Source organism: Peribacillus sp. NPDC097264, from assembly GCF_050277925.1.
Classification (GTDB): Bacteria; Bacillota; Bacilli; order Bacillales; family DSM-1321; genus Peribacillus.
This window is the reverse complement of sequence record NZ_JBNNSR010000020.1, coordinates 1-16,692: the sequence shown is the minus strand read 5'-3', so window position 1 is coordinate 16,692 and position 16,692 is coordinate 1. Positions and strand designations below refer to the sequence as shown.

The window sequence follows — 16,692 nt, the reverse complement described above, 5'->3', positions numbered from 1 at the left end:
CAATGAATAATTATAAAAATAGAAAAACAGGTGGAGAAAAACAACTCGTTTTTCTCCACCTGTTTTATTTTAGGGACTTATTAGACAGCCCCTTTCTTGTTATTTAATTCTTTCCCCATTTCGTTGGGACTAGGTAAGCTAAAGTGGCCGCTACTGTTGCAATCAATAAAGTCGGGATTTGTGACTGATCACCAAAAGTCACTTCCTGGGTTAATGGGAGGCTCAGTTCCCGTACGTTAGTGGGATTGGGAGTATATGTAGCGGTTAATAATAGACCTGCTGAAATGTGTAGCAAGGTAAAGAGTAACAAGAAGCTCAATATGAATATCGCATACTTTTTCATGGTACACCTCCTATTTTATTTACGGCTACCCTGTTAGAAAGGTTTCAAAAATTCCCATATACAAGTGCTAAGGGATTAAGCTTTTCTATGAGCCTATCAGTTTTTTTACCTAAAAATTACTTTTATGGTTGATAATTGTATGTATTTAACATATAGTGTGTATATAGATATAAACACCATAACAATTTGAGAGGAGTTTAGATGATGAATACATGGAAAGATGCTTTTTGGCTCGCAAGTATCGAATGGAGGAAATCTTGGTTCGGCACGCTATGTTTATTCTTTGCACTGTTTGTACTGGCTGCTTCCTATTCATGGGTTTTGGAAGTGGAGACTCAGGCACCATCACTTTTGACCGACATTGGTTTTATATTGTCATTTGGTTGTGTGGCCTTCATGGTAAGGCCGAAAGAATTGCAGCTTCAAAAGGTGGAGGGAGATGTTTGGGTGTCCCCGTTTTTCATGATGTTAAATATGTTTCCTATCGAAAAGGAAGTATTGATTAAAAGCCGGTTTGTTCACATGCTGTTCCCTAGTCTGCCTTTCCAGGTTTTGTTCTTGTTATTATTTACTCCAAGACTTCTAGAATCCATGGTTGTTTTGGAGTATGTTGCCTTCTCGATTATCTGGCTGGCTTTTGGTGTTTCGTCCTCTTTCGTTTTTGCAGCAAGTGATGTAGGGGAACGAATCACCCCGATTAAGTTAGGTATATATAGTGTAGTCTTTTATGGTGGAGTGACGTCCGTGCTCGTGTGGTTATCCTTGAAAACAGATAGGGGAGTTGTCGGTTGGGCGATGGAAGCGGCTAAGAACTTCGCGATCGGGTCGATTCTCATTTCGGCAGTCGTAACGGTCGGGGGCTATTACTTCTGGAAGCGATATATGAAAAAGAAAATGTTCCAAATTGATTATCTAAAATAATGATATATAGGGAGGAGAAGTAAAGTGGAGCTGCCGGTTCGTTTATCAAAAGAATCAAGAATCCCCATTTATCATCAGATAACGGCTCAAATCCAAGCTTTGATAGCAAGCGGACAGCTGTCTTCGGGTTCACCTTTGCCATCGATCAGGATGCTTTCTAAAGATCTGGAAGTCAGTGCCATCACGACCCGTAGAGCTTATCAAGATTTAGAAACGGAAGGCTTTATCACAACAATCCAGGGAAAAGGGACGTTCGTTGCAGACGTTGAGGAAAGCCTTCTCCGAAGTGTGAAAATAAAATCAGTCCAGGAAGCCATGAAAAATAGCATTGAAGCTGCCCTTCAACAAAACTATTCATTCAAGGAAATTGAGGAAATTTTTACGGGTTTAATAGAAGAGCTCAAAACGGAAAAAGGAGAGGAGAAACCATGACAACGTCGCTTGAGATTCATTCTGTCAAAAAGAAAATCGAGGACTTTTCGTTGGGACCGATTGATTTGACGCTAGAGCCAGGTACCGTGACAGCCTTGATTGGGAATAATGGCGCCGGGAAGAGTACACTGCTGAAGATGGTCATGCAATTGGCACGACAAGATGCTGGTGATATTATCATTTTTGGGAATAATACGAAGCAGGAAGATGAAGCCTGGAAACAAAAAGTCGCTTATCAGCCACAAGCTTTGATTGGCTGCGATTCGTTTACGGGGCATGAATTACTGCGGTTATCTTCTAGATGGTATCCCACTTGGGATCAGGTATTGTTTGACGAGGTGATCACAACCTTCGAGGTCCCCCTGAATAAGAAGTATGGAAAGTTGTCCCAGGGAAATCAACAAAAGCTAATAGCTGCGCTGACTTTAGCAAGAAATGCCGAACTATTGATCCTGGATGAGCCAACGGCTTCTATGGACATCATCTCAAAACAGCGATACATGAATTTTTTGATTAAGTGGATGGAGAGGGAAGGGAAAACCATCTTCTTTTCGACCCACCAAATGGAAGACATCCGCAAACTTGCTGATTACCTGATTTTCATGAATCACGGCCAGCTCATCGGTCATTTCGAAAAGGATCAGTTGGGACAGCAATATAAACGGTATTGGTTAACAGAGGATTTGCCGGCATTCTCCATTCCAGGGGAAATAGAAAGAAAGGGATTGCGGATGATTACGTCTAATTTGCCACTCGAAACAGAAGCGTATTTTCAAAATGAAAACATGCAGTGGCATACGGATGAATTTGTTGAACTAGAGGAAGCCGTCACCTATTTGTTAAAGTGAGGTGCGGTGATGCTATAAGGATCTAAAAGGGAGTTCTGTCTTTGGATGGATCTCCTTTTTTTGGTCTAAGGGATTTTCTAGGGGGGCATGAATTTTCCGAACGCTAAAAGGACAAGCAGCATATGATATAGCAAGTTCGTACCATTGTAGTGTGGACGGCACTGATAATAGGGGATAGAGAAAATTGATTAACTGGAAAGTTCGTTTTAAAAATCCTACGTTTATTTTTACTGTATTTTTGCCAGGTGTTTTGATGGTAACGCAGATGGTTGCTGCGTTTATCAATAACTTTATACACCCGATTGGCTTTACCATCACCGATGATGCATTGAACGGGGCTATGAGGATCATTAATTTCATTGCGCTTACGTTTTTTGGAATCGGCGGCGTAATTGACCATACGACACAAGGCATGAGCGACAGTGATGAGGCTAAGAAATACGAGAAACCTAAATAGTAGATCATCCTTCTTGAATCAAAGAAAGCGGAGAGACCAGATACCACCGTCTATCTATGGAACGGTGATATCTGGTTTCTTTTTTTAATTTTGAATAGGATTTTTCAAACTTCCTCCAATGGAAGTCTTGCTTCCTTTAGAGAATGCCGTGAAGAACCAGATTGTATTGATGAGTATATTCATCCCACTGACGATGACCACGCCGATGAGTGATGAAGTGAAGCCTTCCATTACACCAAGAAATACGACTATGCCGATCATGGGTAATAAAGACAGTAAGGATAATGAGCAGAATACGGCCATTACATATTTCATCCACTCCAAGCCGATAACATACAGGAGCAATGGGACGAAATACAGTACCAGCATCATCGCAATGGAAAGCCACATCCCGATAGAATTAAATTGATTCGCATTTTTACCTGTATCCGCTAGTGGTGAAAGAGAACTCAAAACGATGACCATGCAAAATAGCAAAGCTGAAAATAATGTCATGATGATTATTTTCTTTTTATTCCTCATAAAAAACCCCCAGTCTATTATTGAAATTACTTACAATGGTTCATACATGATTATACTTAATTTAACATAATTTAACAGTGTCGTTTTTTATATTTGATCTAAGAAGTTTCTAAGTTTTTGTCTGGATTGTAGAGTTCATCCTCAATACAAAGCTTTTTTTTGAAAAAAAGGTGAATCAAGGAATGAAAGCGAATGTACTTCATATATTTAAAATTGTGTTTCATTTACAGATTGGGGGAGAAAAAAGATGAGTCTTAGATTACCTGTTTCAAAATGGCTTGTGGCCGTACTTGCACTTGCCGCATTGTTGGTAGCTTTCGTTTTCAGTCCGGCCAATGCTTCGGCGTCCATTAATTATGGAGACGAAGTGGCTGCAGTAGCAGCAAAACAAGTGGGAAGCCCTTATAAATATGGCGGAACGACACCAAAAGGATTCGATGCAAGTGGACTCACTCAATATGTTTATAAACAAGCGGCGACAGACATGAAAATTCCGAGAACCAGTGCGGAACAGTATAAGAAAGGAAAGGCTGTAAAACAGAAAAACTTAAAAACAGGTGATTTGGTGTTTTATGCGACCGGTAGCAAGAAAGGCAAGGTTTCCTTCGTCGGCATTTATAATGGGAACGGTACATTTGTCGGAACGACCACAAAAGGCGTGAAGGTCGTGAAGATGAGCGACAAGTATTGGAAGGATCGCTATATCGGGGCTAAAAGGCTCATCAAATAAAATAATGTGTGCCATAAAAAAGCATAGGAAGCATCTCATTCGATGCCTTCTATGCTTTTCGCATGTGTAATCACGGTACGATGATTTCCTGCAATACCGCATTTCCGTTCTTCACTTTCACCACGGCCATGGCCGTTTTTGCAGCAGCGGACATTTCCAGTTCCAATGCCTTGTCTTTAGGAGCGTAATAATTATCTAAGCCATATTTAATGTGAATGGACGAGGCCCTTTGTAAATCATAGGGGATTTGTAATTTTCCTTTGAGATACATGTCTTCATCCGGTTTTTCCTTCGATACATGGTGGACGCCGTAATGCCCATTACTGTCTTGTTTTAATGAAACATATACACTTTTGTAATCTCCGACATTCTTACTGTGGAAATCAGTTTTCACCGTCTCATCAAGTTGGTCGAGCGTGACGGATTCTATCTCATATCCTAATGCTACATAGCTTCCCCTGAACAAGTCCGTCGGATCGATCGGAGCCGTTCGGATTTTGATTTCTTCACCAAACATAGTTGTCCAGACGGGTGGAACCGCCAGGGCTATAAGAATCAAAACAGGAATGGCGAATACGATGAGCGGGCGCAAAAATTTATTACGATTCAATGGATTCCCCTCCTTTTTGGCGTTGTTTTTCAAAGAAGAAGCCAAACACAAGGAGCAGGAGGCCTCCGATGATGAAGGTCAGTGACTTCGGCAGGAATTCAAAGGAATCGATATAGTACCTGAATATCAATGCACATATGATCACGATACTGGTCAAGCTTCCTTTTTGTATCAGGTAAAGGAGAAAAAGAAAATAAGCTAAAGGAAACCATATGGCAAGCTCGTAAGTTAAGAAAATAGCCGCAACCCCGTGGAGGATATGTCCTTGAATATGTGTGATTCTCTGCAACTTAACTGGAACGCGAATGTAAGCGAGCAGGATTCCTACGATAAAAAGAATCGAGAGAATGATGGTATCCCCGTTACCCTCCACGAGCTTAGGTACGAATTCCATGAGAAAAAGGATGAGGGCATTGATCGTTAAGCCATTAACGATAAAGGATAGAAACCTAGGATAGTTGAGTTGCTTTACTAGAAAATATAAAGCCGGTAGAAGGATGATAATGGCCAGCGGGTAAGACGTTTCATCAAGAAAGATGCTGCCATTAAGGTAAACGAACAGTAAAAAAGAAGTGAATAGGAGGACAATGGCGTCCTTTAGGTAATATCCGATGAAGATGGCTCCAATCCCCCATAACAAAAAGGAACTGTTAAAATTGATGCTGATGTTAAACATCTGCTCGACTAAAAATATACCTGCTCCAAATAGGAGAATCCCGACATAATGCAGACTTCGGGAGGTTTTTGGAAAGCGTGTCTCCCACTTGACCCCGGCAACATTCACGCCAATCAAACAGGTGATGATCAATAGGAATTTAACGCCTTTACTTATATACATCCAGTTGCTGGCCACGAATGTTAAGACCCCAAGCCCTAACAGGATGGCCCCAATCGCTAATAGGATGGAGACGAAACTTAAAGAGGCCTTCACATCATAGGATGCTAACATCTTTTTCTTCTCTTCCTCGGAAATGGTCCCGCCATTTTGCAGGTAGGTAAATTCTTGTTCAAGAAATTCAAACTGCTTTTTGGTTATTTCTTTTTTGACCAAATCAATTCCCCCTTTCCATATCCTTCTATTATACGGATTGAATCGGGGAAGATGAAGTAAGAAGAAAAAACAACTTGAAAAAATTAACAAAATAATTTCCACAGTACCTTGCATTAAACAGTAGCATGTGGTAAATTATTGAATAAGATGTATTATTCGCTGTCAGGTACTGTTCATTAGATAGTACCGAGACATATCAGAAAGGAGTGATGGTGCATTGAATGTACAGTTTAAGAAGGGCGTCTTGGAGCTATGCGTACTGGTGTTGCTTGATAAGCAAGATCGATATGGCTACGAGCTAGTTCAGAAGATTTCAGACCAGATTGAAATATCGGAAGGGTCGGTTTATCCACTGTTACGAAGATTGACGAAGGAAGAGTACTTTACGACATATTTGCAAGAATCATCAGAGGGTCCACCACGTAAGTATTACAAGTTGACTGATAAAGGGCGGGAATACCTTCACGAATTGCTGACAGAGTGGAATGAATTTTCTAATGGAGTCAATCAATTAATCGAGGAAGGTGTCGTAAATGAATAAAGAACAATTTTTAAAGCAGTTGGAAGCTTCCCTAAAGAGGCTTTCTATAGAAGAAAGGCAGGATATCCTGCAAGATTACGAAGAGTACTTCACAATTGGAATAGAAAAGGGAAAGTCGGAGCAGGAAATCTCAGCGTCCCTAGGAAACCCAAAACAAATAGCCAAGGAGCTTCTGGCATCCTACCATCTTGATATGGTTCAACAAACGACTTCCACGGGAAACATCTTACGGGCAGTATGGGCCGTGATTGGATTGGGATTCTTCAATATTGTGATTGTCCTCGGGCCTTTCATTGCACTGGTGGGCGTCGTGTTTTCGGGATGGGTAGCATCTTTAGGGTTCATCCTCGCTCCACTTAGCATCCTTATTAATCTGTTCATGGGTGAATTTAGATTGTTTGATTTGTTTGCTTCACTTGGTATTTGTGGAATCGGAATATTCATCGCCATGGGGATGTTCATTGCAACAAAAGCTCTTACTAAAGGATTTATTCGTTACTTAAAATTTAACGTGTCTCTTGTAAAGGGTGGTGTGAAGCATGGGTAAAAAATTATCAATCCTTGCGTTGTTTCTATTGATCGTTGGCGGTATCGGCAGTCTCTTTACGTATTCACAAACCAATCATGATGAGATTACGACAGAGAAAAAGGTGAGTGCCGAAATGGTAAAGGATATCGAGGTCCGTTCGGACAATGCAACGGTAGAAGTTCTTCCGACTTCGGATACAGAGATTAAAGTGGAGCTTGTCACAAAAGGCGTGGATGTGTCTAAGTTGGATTTAGCTGCCGACGTGGAAGGAAAGAAGCTGACCATTAGATTGAAGGAACCTAATCTCTTCAGCATTGGATTTAACTTTCAATCCTCTCATTTATACGTATATGTCCCGCAAAAGTCGTATGATTCCTTTGTCTTCGATAATGATAATGGAAAGATGAAAATATCAGAATTGGAAATAAAGGATTTGAAAGTGAAAACGGATAATGGACGGATTGAATTAAATAAGATTGTAGCTGAAAACATTGATGCAAAAAGTGCAAATGGCAGGTTGGACCTTAATGATGTAGAGGGCAATCTCAAGGGCTCCTCAAATAATGGTAAGATATCGCTCGTTACAAAGGATTTAGATCGGAACATTCAATTAGAGAGCGACAATGGAAAGATTATCATTAAAACGGATAAAGAACCGACGAATACAACCTTCAAGGTATCTGTCGATAATGGTACCATCAATATCCTCGATAAATATGAGGGGAATACGGTCATTGGAAAGGGAGAAAATTTGGTTGATCTAGAATCGAACAACGGCAAAATTGAAGTGACCAAATAATGTAGTAACCCAAACGTCCCCCGCCTGGCAGGAATCCTGCCAGGCGGGGGACGTTTGTCCGTTCATGACAAAAGCACCCAACTGATCTGGTCGTTATTCGTTAGTTAAAATGGCTTGTATCCTTGGGGATGGATATACAAGTTCATGGAAGCTCAGTACGCATTACAGCTCAATCAGTTAGATGCCTTTACTTGTCTTCTACTGCGTCAAGTGCAGAGAAAATAAGGGGGTAGTAGGTTTGCAAAATGTGAAACCATGGTAAGTAATTTTCAAGTATCGTCTGCCTTGTTTGCTTCTCTACCTGTCAGCTCCTTTCTGGAATTCGTGAATCTACTTTATCACTTACCCAAAATATGAAAGGATTTGTCCGATTTTATGAATAAAAATAAAAATCGTTCACACCTCCTAGCTTGCATATGTGCTGAACTATCTAATTCATCTAGATCATCGTTACTTGCTACCTATATTTCTTATGGTGAAGGGGGGACTCTCGTTCATTCCCTTATTCATAACGATATTCATAACGATATTCAGAACTTTTTTTAGATAAGTGATTGAGACCCTTTCTTTAGACCCTTGGATAACTTTTATGAGAAAACCGTTGGTATGACTGGTTTCATCGATGCCTATCAGGAAAAAGTAGGGACGTTCCTTTTTTATTCACAGACAAGTATCGGATATGTGAAGGAAGGAGGTGGTTATCCACAACTGAATACAGGTTATTCATAGGAAGGGAAGAGAAAATCAGAGGAAATCCTATCGACTCTGACGATGTGGGAAGGAACATGGGGTTTTCTGAGTGAAAGGAAGGATAAGGATGCATGACAAAAAACACTCGCCCAAAAGCCAGTGTTCACTGAGTTATATGATTCCCTTTATTTTTTCAGGCGCTCTTTCTGAATGGCGAAATAGGATTGGAGGGTTTCTTTCTTCTGTTGTAAAATATCCAGAACATATTCACCATGATTGATGTGTCGGTACACTGACATGTGTCGTTCCAGTTGCTCGTATGTATGTTTTTTCAGGTAGTCGAGATAGTCGGATGGACTTTGGTTGTTTAAGATCCGTTTCTTAGATGATCCTGTTTCAGTCATTGCGGATTTTACCCGGGAAATCACCCAGTCTTCGCACCATTTATTCAGCGTCTGGTACATGTCGATTGCCAGGTTATACTTCGCACGAATGGGCTCAATATGCTCATCCACTTCACTATAATCTACATGCCGGTCCAAAGATTTCTCGGAAATCTCGCGATGAAATTGTTCGCGGTCTACAAGCTCTTTTATGCAGGAAGCCTGGTGAGCATATACCCCCAATTGTTCTAATGCTTCATTATATACGATCGTACTGAAATAAGCGGAAGCCTCTTTCGGCTCAGCCAATAATGGTTTGTTGCCGTTCAAGGCACAGCCAAACTTTTTAAGGGAAGACTGATAGATGAAGCGCGCTAGTTTCAATAGCTCGTCTTTGACAGGTCCTTCTGCAGCATGAAGAAACGAATGGAAAATATATTTTCCGACACGCTCCAGTTCGATACAGACTTTATCCTCAATATGTTCCAGAAACCCCGCTTCATATATGGTTTTTCTCAACATCATTCTTTCTGTCCGATTTTCGAGGTACTCGTTAAGTGTGCCCGTTTTGAAGGAAACCACGATGAATTCCTTACGGTTGAAAGTGGAGGAAGCCATGGAAAAGGCCATGGTGCCGTTCAATGTTTCATTAATGATCTTCATCGCTTCGTAAATATGTTTTCTTTTAGCCAGGGAACTTCCCGACTGAATGACTTCCTCGTAATTCAGTGAGACGACTTCGGATTTTTTCACGGACATCGTGAAGGCAGCCATAAGTACAAGTCTCTTGGCCGCTAGGGGGAGACTGCGAAAGGCATCAGTAAAGAAGAAACAGTATTTTTTACAATATCGATCTTTTCTGTTGGTGAAGCTGCCGGTTGGACCTAAATTGAATTGGTATTTCGTCACCATTTCCTGATCGACCGGAAGGAAGATTCTACGTCCGCAACCGGGCTGCGGCGATGATAGCCTCTTGATGATTTTCTTTAGGTATTTTTCAGTCGTTCCTATTCCTTTGGCCATTTGGTGAATCGGGCTTTGAATTACGCCATCCCAATCCATATGCAATACGGAGTATAAGCATGTGTCGAATTCAGTGGAGTTTACATTTCGTAATAAATAGCGATACGTTTCTTCATAGATCATTAGTTTTCGGCTCCTTTTTAGCCCATTGAGGTTTATTTTGAGTTCACTGTCTATATAAACTCTAAAAAGGAAAAAGTAGCATGCTGTTAAAAAAATTTTTCATGAAAAGTAAGGGGCAGGGAGAAATAAGGATACAAGGGGTCCCGTTTTGAACGGGGCGTTATAATTTGATTCGTTTGGCACTTCAAAATTCAATTCATCGCTAATTTTTTCCTTTTTTAGTAAACTGGAAATGACTATTTCGGATAGAAGGTGAAAACATATGGGGGAACCATTAGCCGAGGAACGGGTTAAAGGTTCGGAAAGAATATGGACGCGTGACTTTGTCATGATCTGTTTGGCGAATCTATGTATCTTCATGGGTTTCCAAATGACGATGCCAACGATCCCGCTGTTTGTTGAGCAACTTGGAGGGGATGACCGCCTGGTTGGGGCAGTCCTTGGGGTATTCACGTTTTCTGCATTGCTTATAAGGCCATTTGCGGGCAAGATGTTGGAAACGAAGGGAAGAAGGATCATCTTTCTGATTGGGTTGGCCATATTCGCCTTCTCTGTGGGTTCCTTCGGTTTCATGGGAAGCATCGGCTTGTTATTTTTGATGCGTATTGTTCAGGGAGTCGGCTGGGGGTTGTCTTCAACGGCGTCCGGAACGATTGCTTCTGACATCATTCCGGCTAAACGTCGCGGTGAAGGGATGGGGTATTACGGATTATCTGGTAATCTAGCACTTGCACTTGGACCGACACTTGGCCTTTTTCTTGTGACAGTCCTTCCATTTCAACAGTTATTCCTGATCTGCTCGCTGTTGGGAATACTGGCCATGATCATGGCATCATTGATCACCTATCAGAAAGTGGAAAGAGATCCGATTGCCGCATTGAGCGCTAAACGGTTTGATATTTATGAAAAAAGTGCGTTGCAGCCTTCGCTGTTAATCTTTTTCATATCCGTCACATTTGGAGGAATTGCGACGTTCCTGCCACTTTATACGGCGGAAAAAGGGGTCAGTGGCATTCAGTGGTACTTTTTGCTGTATGCCTTGGCACTCATGGTTACGAGGTTATTTTCCGGACGTTTATATGATCGGAGAGGCCACCGGGCCATTTTCGTGCCCTCCGCATTGCTTATTATGTCGGGGATGTTCCTATTGGCATGGATGCCGGGTGAATCGGTTCTGTACATCGCAGCCGTGCTTTATGGAATGGGGTTCGGTTCTGTGCAGCCGGCCTTGCAGGCATGGTCAATCGAGAAAACGGCCCCCAATCGTAAAGCGATGGCGAATGCCACGTACTTTTCCTTTTTCGACCTGGGCGTTGGAATAGGAGCCATCGTGTTCGGACAGATCGGGTATCTATTCGGGTACCGAAGCATTTATGTCACGGCAGCTTTTTCGATTTTGATTTCAATCATGGTCTATTTATGGATCGTAAGAAGTGAGGATAAGTTAAGAACATTATAGAAACGAGGGGGTGATCGCTAGTAGGTCGCCCTTTTTGTGCTTGTATCCTCAATACGGTCCCGAAGGATTGTAACATTATATGATTCAATGAACCTATTGTGGGGGTGAACAGCGTGAGTAATGAAATGTCGGACTTTTTTTCGAGTCTTTTCCTAATCATAAGCTGGATTCTATTCGCGATTAGCAGCATTTTCTTTGTATTTTGCTTTTTGACGCCTTTTGCCATTCCTATTTTTATCGTACTAGTGGCATTGGGCTATCTTTGTTTCTCTATTTCTAGGAAACTGGACACATAGGGTAAGGGGACTAACCTTGGCTGTCAAATCGATGGCTTGTTCGTTATTAAATGGTTTAATATTCTATAATAAGGTAATTTTTGTTATTATCAAAAGTAGTAGATACATAAAATGGGAAGAAGCTATGGCGAAGGAAGGGGTTTCTGGATGGTTGATTCTTCAAATGAGGAAATGGGTTTAGAAAGAAGGCAGCAGATTTTCCAAGAGGAGCTCCAAGCTTTATGGGAAAAGCGGCTCATTCCTAAAACCGAATATATCCGGATCAGCCGGGCATATGACAGGCATGTTCAACTGGCCATCTATCAGGAAAAGCGCCTGAATGAGGCAAAAAAGAAAGCTGAACTTGAAAGAGAGCCTGCAAGGAAAAGTCAGGAGCGTGAAGACGAGAAAACATCCATTTACCCTGTTGATGACGTGACAGGGGAAGAGCAAACGGTACAAGAGACTCCTAATCTGCCAAATCTTCCACGAGTCGAGGAATCCACCGAAGAGAAAAAGGATTCAAGGCCTCTAGAGGAACCGGTCATCATAAGCGCTCCCGTGGAAAAAACTGTTCCCCAGCCACAGGTGACTCAGAAGAAAAAGGTTGTGCGCCCAGAAAAACCGAAAAAGACACCGGAGCAGATACGGGAGAGGAATATTTCCGTCGTTCTCCTTACCGGAGTCATTCTTCTCTTATTTGGCGGATTGATTTTGGCTACCAGTTCATGGGGGGACTTGAACGCGGTGTGGAAGGTCTTGTTCATTGGTATGGTGTCTGTTGTATTCACTGGCATGGCCTTTATCGCTTCCAAGCTGAAAATTGAACAAACGGCTTTTGCTTTTCTGACATTGGCCAGTTTATTTATCCCGATTACGATTTTATCAGCTTCCTATTATCAGATCTTCGGAGAGTATTTATCCCTGGAAGGCGGGGGAGGAGGCCTGCTTGGGTTTCTTGGCGGTCTCCTTTGCTTAGGGATTTATTACAGAATTGCAGCATACTTTAAGTCGAAAATATTCATTTTCATTTCCATTTTCACTTTTGCCATCACATGTTATTTCGGTTTTGCCTATTTGACGCCGACAATCGAGTGGTTGTTATTGATGGTCAGTATATTTAATTTATTGCTGGTATGGAACGTCGAATATCTGAAGAATCGAAAGGTGTTGGCCCTATTCAGGCCATATCTGTTTCGATTCATCCAGTTTAAGATCATCGTGGAAAGCTTTGTCGCCTTCACGTTATTTTCGAGTAACTTGGTCTATTCGATTACATTGATGGTCATCTCTATCTTGTTTTTAATATTGGCCGTGAAATTCCACAAGAAGTATCATGAGCTGGCATTCAATTTCATCTTCACTTATGGATATATCCATTTTGTCTTTAACTCTGTTCTAAGCGATTACATGGTCATCGCTTATGCGAGTATCCCGCTGATTTTCATGGCACTTTCAACTTATATGGCAAGAAGGAATGAGCCTGGGCTATCCAAAAGCTTCATGGTGACCAGCCTGGTCGAGGTCGGAATCGTTTTCCTATATATCAATGCGATGGCCTATCAGGAAAAATATGCCCAGATTTTTATCGCTCTGATGATCGTGACTGCCCAATTGGTTTATGTTGCCCTGCACACGAAAAATAGGAACTTCACCTATCCGGCGGTTGCTGTCTTTAATTTTGGATGCTTTTATCTTTGTTTTGCGTTTTCACTTGCTTTCCCCGCTGTTTTGAATCTGATGTTCCTTCTTCAGATCCTTTTGTATGTCGGTCTGTATGTATACAATCGCCATGCAAGGTACGGCTTGTTTAAACAGAGTGTCTTGCTTATTTCTTCCTTGATCATGGTGGGAATATTGACAATCAAATTTAGCGAGATGGCCTGGGTAGAAGTAGGCATCGGTCTTATCGTAGTATCTGGCACGTTCTTTCTTACCTATCTTAAAGGGGATGCTCGACAAATCAAGGAAGTCAGTGTATATGGATTTCCGATTTCCTTCTTACTGGGGCTTATCGCGTTTTACCCGTATTTGATGGAAAGAAGCGATTGGTTTCAGTCGAATATGGCATTCAGCATGCATCTAATGATGGTAGCCCTGATTTCCATCGGAGCAGCGTATGCCTTGAAAAAATCATTGGGGATCTTCTTCCCTCCCTTTTTCTTTAGTGGCCAGTTCCTGTCCTTCATGGCTTTCTTGCTGGTCGGATATGGTGCATTGAGTCCTTTGGAGGTCACCGTTTTACTGGCTATTGCGACGGCTATAAACGGGTGGTCCGTTTATTTGCACCGTACATCTCTTTATTGGCTTCCGGTCATCGTTACAAGTGCGGGATTGTATGGTTCTCTATATGAGGTCTTTGATTTCAGTGAGACTTCATACCAGATTGGTTTTGTGCTGTTTGGGCCATTCATCTTTTTCCTTGTCGGGGAATGGATCGGGAGGCATTCACAGACTGGAAGAAAGTATTTCCTTTATTCGAGCCATTTGGCCAACCTTGTTGCCATACCGCTTGGATTCATCCTGATCACGATGTCTGATGTTTCACCCTTTCTATTTATCACACAACTTCTCCTATATGTGAGTGCACTGCGAACCCAGGTGAAATGGGAAAGGTTCCTCTTCACATATCTTGGATTTACCGTCCTGTTTCTACAAATCCAGTTGTTTTTTACCGACGTGGAGCCAACACGGTTCGTCTTTTCGATTTGCTTGATGATTACGGCGGGAATCATTACGGGTTTATGGGCGGTCTCCAAAAAAGAGTGGAAAGGCGTCATCGAGTTTTATTTGATTCCTTTCATTCATATAACGGCTGCCCTGTCGATTGTTGAAACGGCCCTGTATGAATTCCCTCTTGATCGAGAAATCATTTGGGTAGGTTTGGTGACTATACAGCTTCTCTTTGCTTGGTATTTACTCATGAGAAGGAACTGGCAAAATTATGTGGTGCTTCCACTCGGCATGGCTTTCATTTTCTATGTGATGTATGCGGGCACTTTATCGATACTTCTTGGAATGGCCGTCCTGTTTGCCTGTGCTGTTGGGATGGTGTTCATGAGTAAACGATATTTCACGGGCTTGGTCAACCAAGCAGGTGACAAGCAAATCATTGATTTTTATAGAATAGTCGGCTTGTTCTTTATACTTGATATGAATGGGGAAGTATTCTGGGATTCTACGGAATTTGAAATCTTGAAAATAACGGTATCCTTGTTGCTGCCGATTTACTTTATCGTGATGAGAACCTTTACGATAGGCAGACAGGAAAGAGGTATCTATTCAGGTGTAGCGGCCGTCATCGGATTGTATCCGTTTTTCAACATATGGGATTACGTCCACTCGCTGCCGACCGTGACAGCTCTGGTTGTCCATTTCCTCTGTATGGTCGTGTTGCTGTTGTTGAGCAGGCAATACTTCAAAGGGCTGTTTAAGACGGACGAAACGGGGACGGCAATCGATGCATTCCGTATTTATGGGCTATTATTCTTACTTGCCATGAATGGGGAAGTGCTCGTACATGAACCATCTTATCCACTTTTACAAGTCCTTGTAGCACTATTGATCCCAGGCTATTTCATTCTGATACGAAGCTTTACAAATGGACGGAAAGAAAGGGAGGTGTATTCCGCTCTTGCGATGATCCTCAGTCTGTATCCGTTCATTAGCATCGTGGAATACATTCATACGGTTTCGTTGATTACGGGTGAATGCGTTCTTTTTGCTTGTATGCTCGTGATGATCCTGTTGAGCAGACATTTCTTTACAGGCTTGGTAAGGAAGGATGAATCAGGAATCAAGGTGGATGTATACCGGATATATGGCTTGCTTTTTTTACTGACCATGAATGTCGAAGCATTTATGAATGAACCGACGTATTGGCCACTCAAGGTCCTTGTTTCTTGTTTCTTGATTGGGTACTTCATCTTGATGAGGCACTTTACGATCCCTGCAAAGGAGAGGGAAACATACGCATTGCTGGCAGGGATTCTTGGATTGTACCCGTATTGGACCATCATGACCTATGCAGGAACATTGGACATATTCATTGGCACTGGGGTCCTTTTCGGATGTACGGCGGCAATGGTGTTAGTAAGTAGAAGATCCTTTAGTGGAATCGTGAAAAAAGGCGCGATCATTTTGCAAATCGATTTTTACCGGGTGTACGGATTTCTTTTCCTTGTAGCGATGATGATGGATATTCATAATCGAGAATCTAAATCCATCATTCTAGACATTTTCGTTTCTCTTTTATTGCCGGTTTATTTCATCTTGATGAGGGCGATGACGGTGAGAGTAAAGGAAAGGGAAATCTATTTGGCAGCTTCCATAGTGCTCAGTCTATTTCCATATTGGGTCATCATCGATAAGATTCCATTCCCGGATGTCCTGGAGGTAGAGGCACAGATCCTGCCACTCTTTATCATAAGTACCATCTTATTACGGAAAATTTTTAATAGAGGCAAATTAACGCAGTATATCGAGATGGGCGTCGTCTTCGTTCTCTTTATTATCATGATAGGAGATGCCATGGCAAGCAACACCCTATATGATGCACTGGTTATCGGGACGATATCTTTAGCGGCGATCCTCCTTGGATTTACGATGAAATACAAATCATATTTCTTGGCGGGAACCGTAACGATCTTGTTCAATATCTATATGAATACAAATTCGATGTGGGGACAGATGCCATGGTGGTTGTACTTAGTCATCGGCGGAGGGCTCCTCATCGCCATTGCTTCTTTCTTTGAATGGAAAAAACAAAAAGATAACCAAACATCGCAGGAAGTTCTCGAAAAGAATAAACAACGAATCAAAAATTGGTTCAACCGATGGAACTAATAGGGCAACCTATTAGTTCAGACTGTAGACAAACTCGATGAAAATCGACTTTGCCTACAGTTTTTTTTGTTTTAAAATAGAAGTATTAAAACTTGGAGTGATGAGGATGCT

General features: G+C 41.8%; 15 protein-coding genes. 10 read left to right on the top strand and 5 right to left on the bottom strand.

The window, feature by feature from the left end; all coding sequences use genetic code 11:
- Nucleotides 1-103: 103 nt before the first annotated feature.
- Complete coding sequence (locus tag ACQKL0_RS19915) at nt 104-343, bottom strand: hypothetical protein (protein ID WP_427689173.1); 240 nt, start codon at nt 341-343, stop codon at nt 104-106.
- Nucleotides 344-547: 204 nt separating this feature from the next.
- Here ACQKL0_RS19915 and ACQKL0_RS19910 point away from each other — a divergent pair, with 204 nt between their 5' ends.
- From ACQKL0_RS19910 to ACQKL0_RS19895, 4 genes are all read left to right on the top strand, one after another.
- Nucleotides 548-1,264 (top strand): hypothetical protein, encoded by a 717-nt coding sequence (locus ACQKL0_RS19910; protein ID WP_402959334.1) that lies wholly within the window; start codon nt 548-550, stop codon nt 1,262-1,264.
- 24 nt (nt 1,265-1,288) lie between these two features.
- The gene (locus tag ACQKL0_RS19905; protein ID WP_427689171.1) at nt 1,289-1,696 is read left to right on the top strand and encodes a GntR family transcriptional regulator; all 408 of its coding nucleotides are present in this window, start codon (nt 1,289-1,291) and stop codon (nt 1,694-1,696) included.
- Nucleotides 1,693-2,544 (top strand): ABC transporter ATP-binding protein, encoded by an 852-nt coding sequence (locus tag ACQKL0_RS19900; protein WP_427689169.1) that lies wholly within the window; start codon nt 1,693-1,695, stop codon nt 2,542-2,544. The genes ACQKL0_RS19905 and ACQKL0_RS19900 overlap by 4 nt, the downstream gene beginning before the upstream one ends.
- A gap of 184 nt (nt 2,545-2,728) precedes the next feature.
- Complete coding sequence (locus ACQKL0_RS19895) at nt 2,729-3,001, top strand: phage holin (protein WP_427689167.1); 273 nt, start codon at nt 2,729-2,731, stop codon at nt 2,999-3,001.
- Between the two features lie 84 nt (nt 3,002-3,085).
- Here the strand turns inward: ACQKL0_RS19895 and ACQKL0_RS19890 are convergent, their stop codons facing one another.
- Entirely contained in the window at nt 3,086-3,523 is a 438-nt protein-coding gene (locus ACQKL0_RS19890) for a DUF5391 family protein (protein ID WP_427689165.1), read from the bottom strand.
- A 247-nt stretch (nt 3,524-3,770) separates the two neighbouring features.
- Here ACQKL0_RS19890 and ACQKL0_RS19885 point away from each other — a divergent pair, with 247 nt between their 5' ends.
- Nucleotides 3,771-4,253 carry a C40 family peptidase gene (locus ACQKL0_RS19885; protein ID WP_402871515.1) on the top strand — a complete coding sequence of 161 codons (483 nt, stop codon included), beginning with the start codon at nt 3,771-3,773 and terminating at the stop codon, nt 4,251-4,253.
- Nucleotides 4,254-4,323: 70 nt separating this feature from the next.
- On the opposite strand, the gene ACQKL0_RS19880 is transcribed toward ACQKL0_RS19885, so the two are convergent.
- Together ACQKL0_RS19880 and ACQKL0_RS19875 are read right to left on the bottom strand one after the other, a co-directional pair.
- On the bottom strand, nt 4,324-4,863 hold the full coding sequence (locus ACQKL0_RS19880; RefSeq protein ID WP_427689163.1) for a GDYXXLXY domain-containing protein: 540 nt from the start codon (nt 4,861-4,863) through the stop codon (nt 4,324-4,326).
- Nucleotides 4,853-5,914 carry a DUF2157 domain-containing protein gene (locus tag ACQKL0_RS19875; RefSeq protein WP_427689161.1) on the bottom strand — a complete coding sequence of 354 codons (1,062 nt, stop codon included), beginning with the start codon at nt 5,912-5,914 and terminating at the stop codon, nt 4,853-4,855. The genes ACQKL0_RS19880 and ACQKL0_RS19875 overlap by 11 nt, the downstream gene beginning before the upstream one ends.
- A 217-nt stretch (nt 5,915-6,131) precedes the next feature.
- On the opposite strand from ACQKL0_RS19875, the gene ACQKL0_RS19870 reads away from it, so the two are divergent.
- Genes ACQKL0_RS19870 through ACQKL0_RS19860 form a run of 3 tightly spaced genes read left to right on the top strand, consistent with a single transcriptional unit; the run spans nt 6,132 to nt 7,783 of the window.
- Entirely contained in the window at nt 6,132-6,455 is a 324-nt protein-coding gene (locus ACQKL0_RS19870; protein WP_402871504.1) for a PadR family transcriptional regulator, read from the top strand.
- Nucleotides 6,448-7,002, top strand: coding sequence for a DUF1700 domain-containing protein (locus ACQKL0_RS19865; protein ID WP_402871501.1), 555 nt, complete (start codon nt 6,448-6,450; stop codon nt 7,000-7,002). Before ACQKL0_RS19870 ends, ACQKL0_RS19865 begins: the two co-directional genes overlap by 8 nt.
- Nucleotides 6,995-7,783, top strand: a complete 789-nt coding sequence (locus tag ACQKL0_RS19860) for a DUF4097 family beta strand repeat-containing protein (protein WP_402959326.1) — start codon at nt 6,995-6,997, stop codon at nt 7,781-7,783. Before ACQKL0_RS19865 ends, ACQKL0_RS19860 begins: the two co-directional genes overlap by 8 nt.
- Before the next feature lie 875 nt (nt 7,784-8,658).
- On the opposite strand, the gene ACQKL0_RS19855 is transcribed toward ACQKL0_RS19860, so the two are convergent.
- Nucleotides 8,659-10,002: a hypothetical protein gene (locus tag ACQKL0_RS19855; RefSeq protein WP_427689159.1), complete on the bottom strand. Its 1,344-nt coding sequence runs from the start codon at nt 10,000-10,002 to the stop codon at nt 8,659-8,661.
- Nucleotides 10,003-10,264: 262 nt separating this feature from the next.
- On the opposite strand from ACQKL0_RS19855, the gene ACQKL0_RS19850 reads away from it, so the two are divergent.
- A complete protein-coding gene (locus ACQKL0_RS19850) occupies nt 10,265-11,461 on the top strand; it encodes an MFS transporter (protein ID WP_427689157.1) in 1,197 nt (398 codons plus the stop codon).
- Nucleotides 11,462-11,904: 443 nt separating this feature from the next.
- On the top strand, nt 11,905-16,581 hold the full coding sequence (locus ACQKL0_RS19845; protein ID WP_427689155.1) for a hypothetical protein: 4,677 nt from the start codon (nt 11,905-11,907) through the stop codon (nt 16,579-16,581).
- Nucleotides 16,582-16,692 lie beyond the last annotated feature (111 nt).

Excerpts from the sequence above, each read along its gene's own strand:
- ACQKL0_RS19915 (WP_427689173.1), bottom strand. The coding sequence starts at position 343 with ATGAAAAAGTATGCGATATTCATATTGAGCTTCTTGTTACTCTTTACC.
- ACQKL0_RS19910 (WP_402959334.1), top strand. The coding sequence starts at position 548 with ATGAATACATGGAAAGATGCTTTTTGGCTCGCAAGTATCGAATGGAGG.
- ACQKL0_RS19900 (WP_427689169.1), top strand. The coding sequence starts at position 1,693 with ATGACAACGTCGCTTGAGATTCATTCTGTCAAAAAGAAAATCGAGGAC.
- ACQKL0_RS19890 (WP_427689165.1), bottom strand. The coding sequence starts at position 3,523 with ATGAGGAATAAAAAGAAAATAATCATCATGACATTATTTTCAGCTTTG.
- ACQKL0_RS19885 (WP_402871515.1), top strand. The coding sequence starts at position 3,771 with ATGAGTCTTAGATTACCTGTTTCAAAATGGCTTGTGGCCGTACTTGCA.
- ACQKL0_RS19865 (WP_402871501.1), top strand. The coding sequence starts at position 6,448 with ATGAATAAAGAACAATTTTTAAAGCAGTTGGAAGCTTCCCTAAAGAGG.
- ACQKL0_RS19860 (WP_402959326.1), top strand. The coding sequence starts at position 6,995 with ATGGGTAAAAAATTATCAATCCTTGCGTTGTTTCTATTGATCGTTGGC.
- ACQKL0_RS19855 (WP_427689159.1), bottom strand. The coding sequence starts at position 10,002 with ATGATCTATGAAGAAACGTATCGCTATTTATTACGAAATGTAAACTCC.
- ACQKL0_RS19850 (WP_427689157.1), top strand. The coding sequence starts at position 10,265 with ATGGGGGAACCATTAGCCGAGGAACGGGTTAAAGGTTCGGAAAGAATA.
- ACQKL0_RS19845 (WP_427689155.1), top strand. The coding sequence starts at position 11,905 with ATGGTTGATTCTTCAAATGAGGAAATGGGTTTAGAAAGAAGGCAGCAG.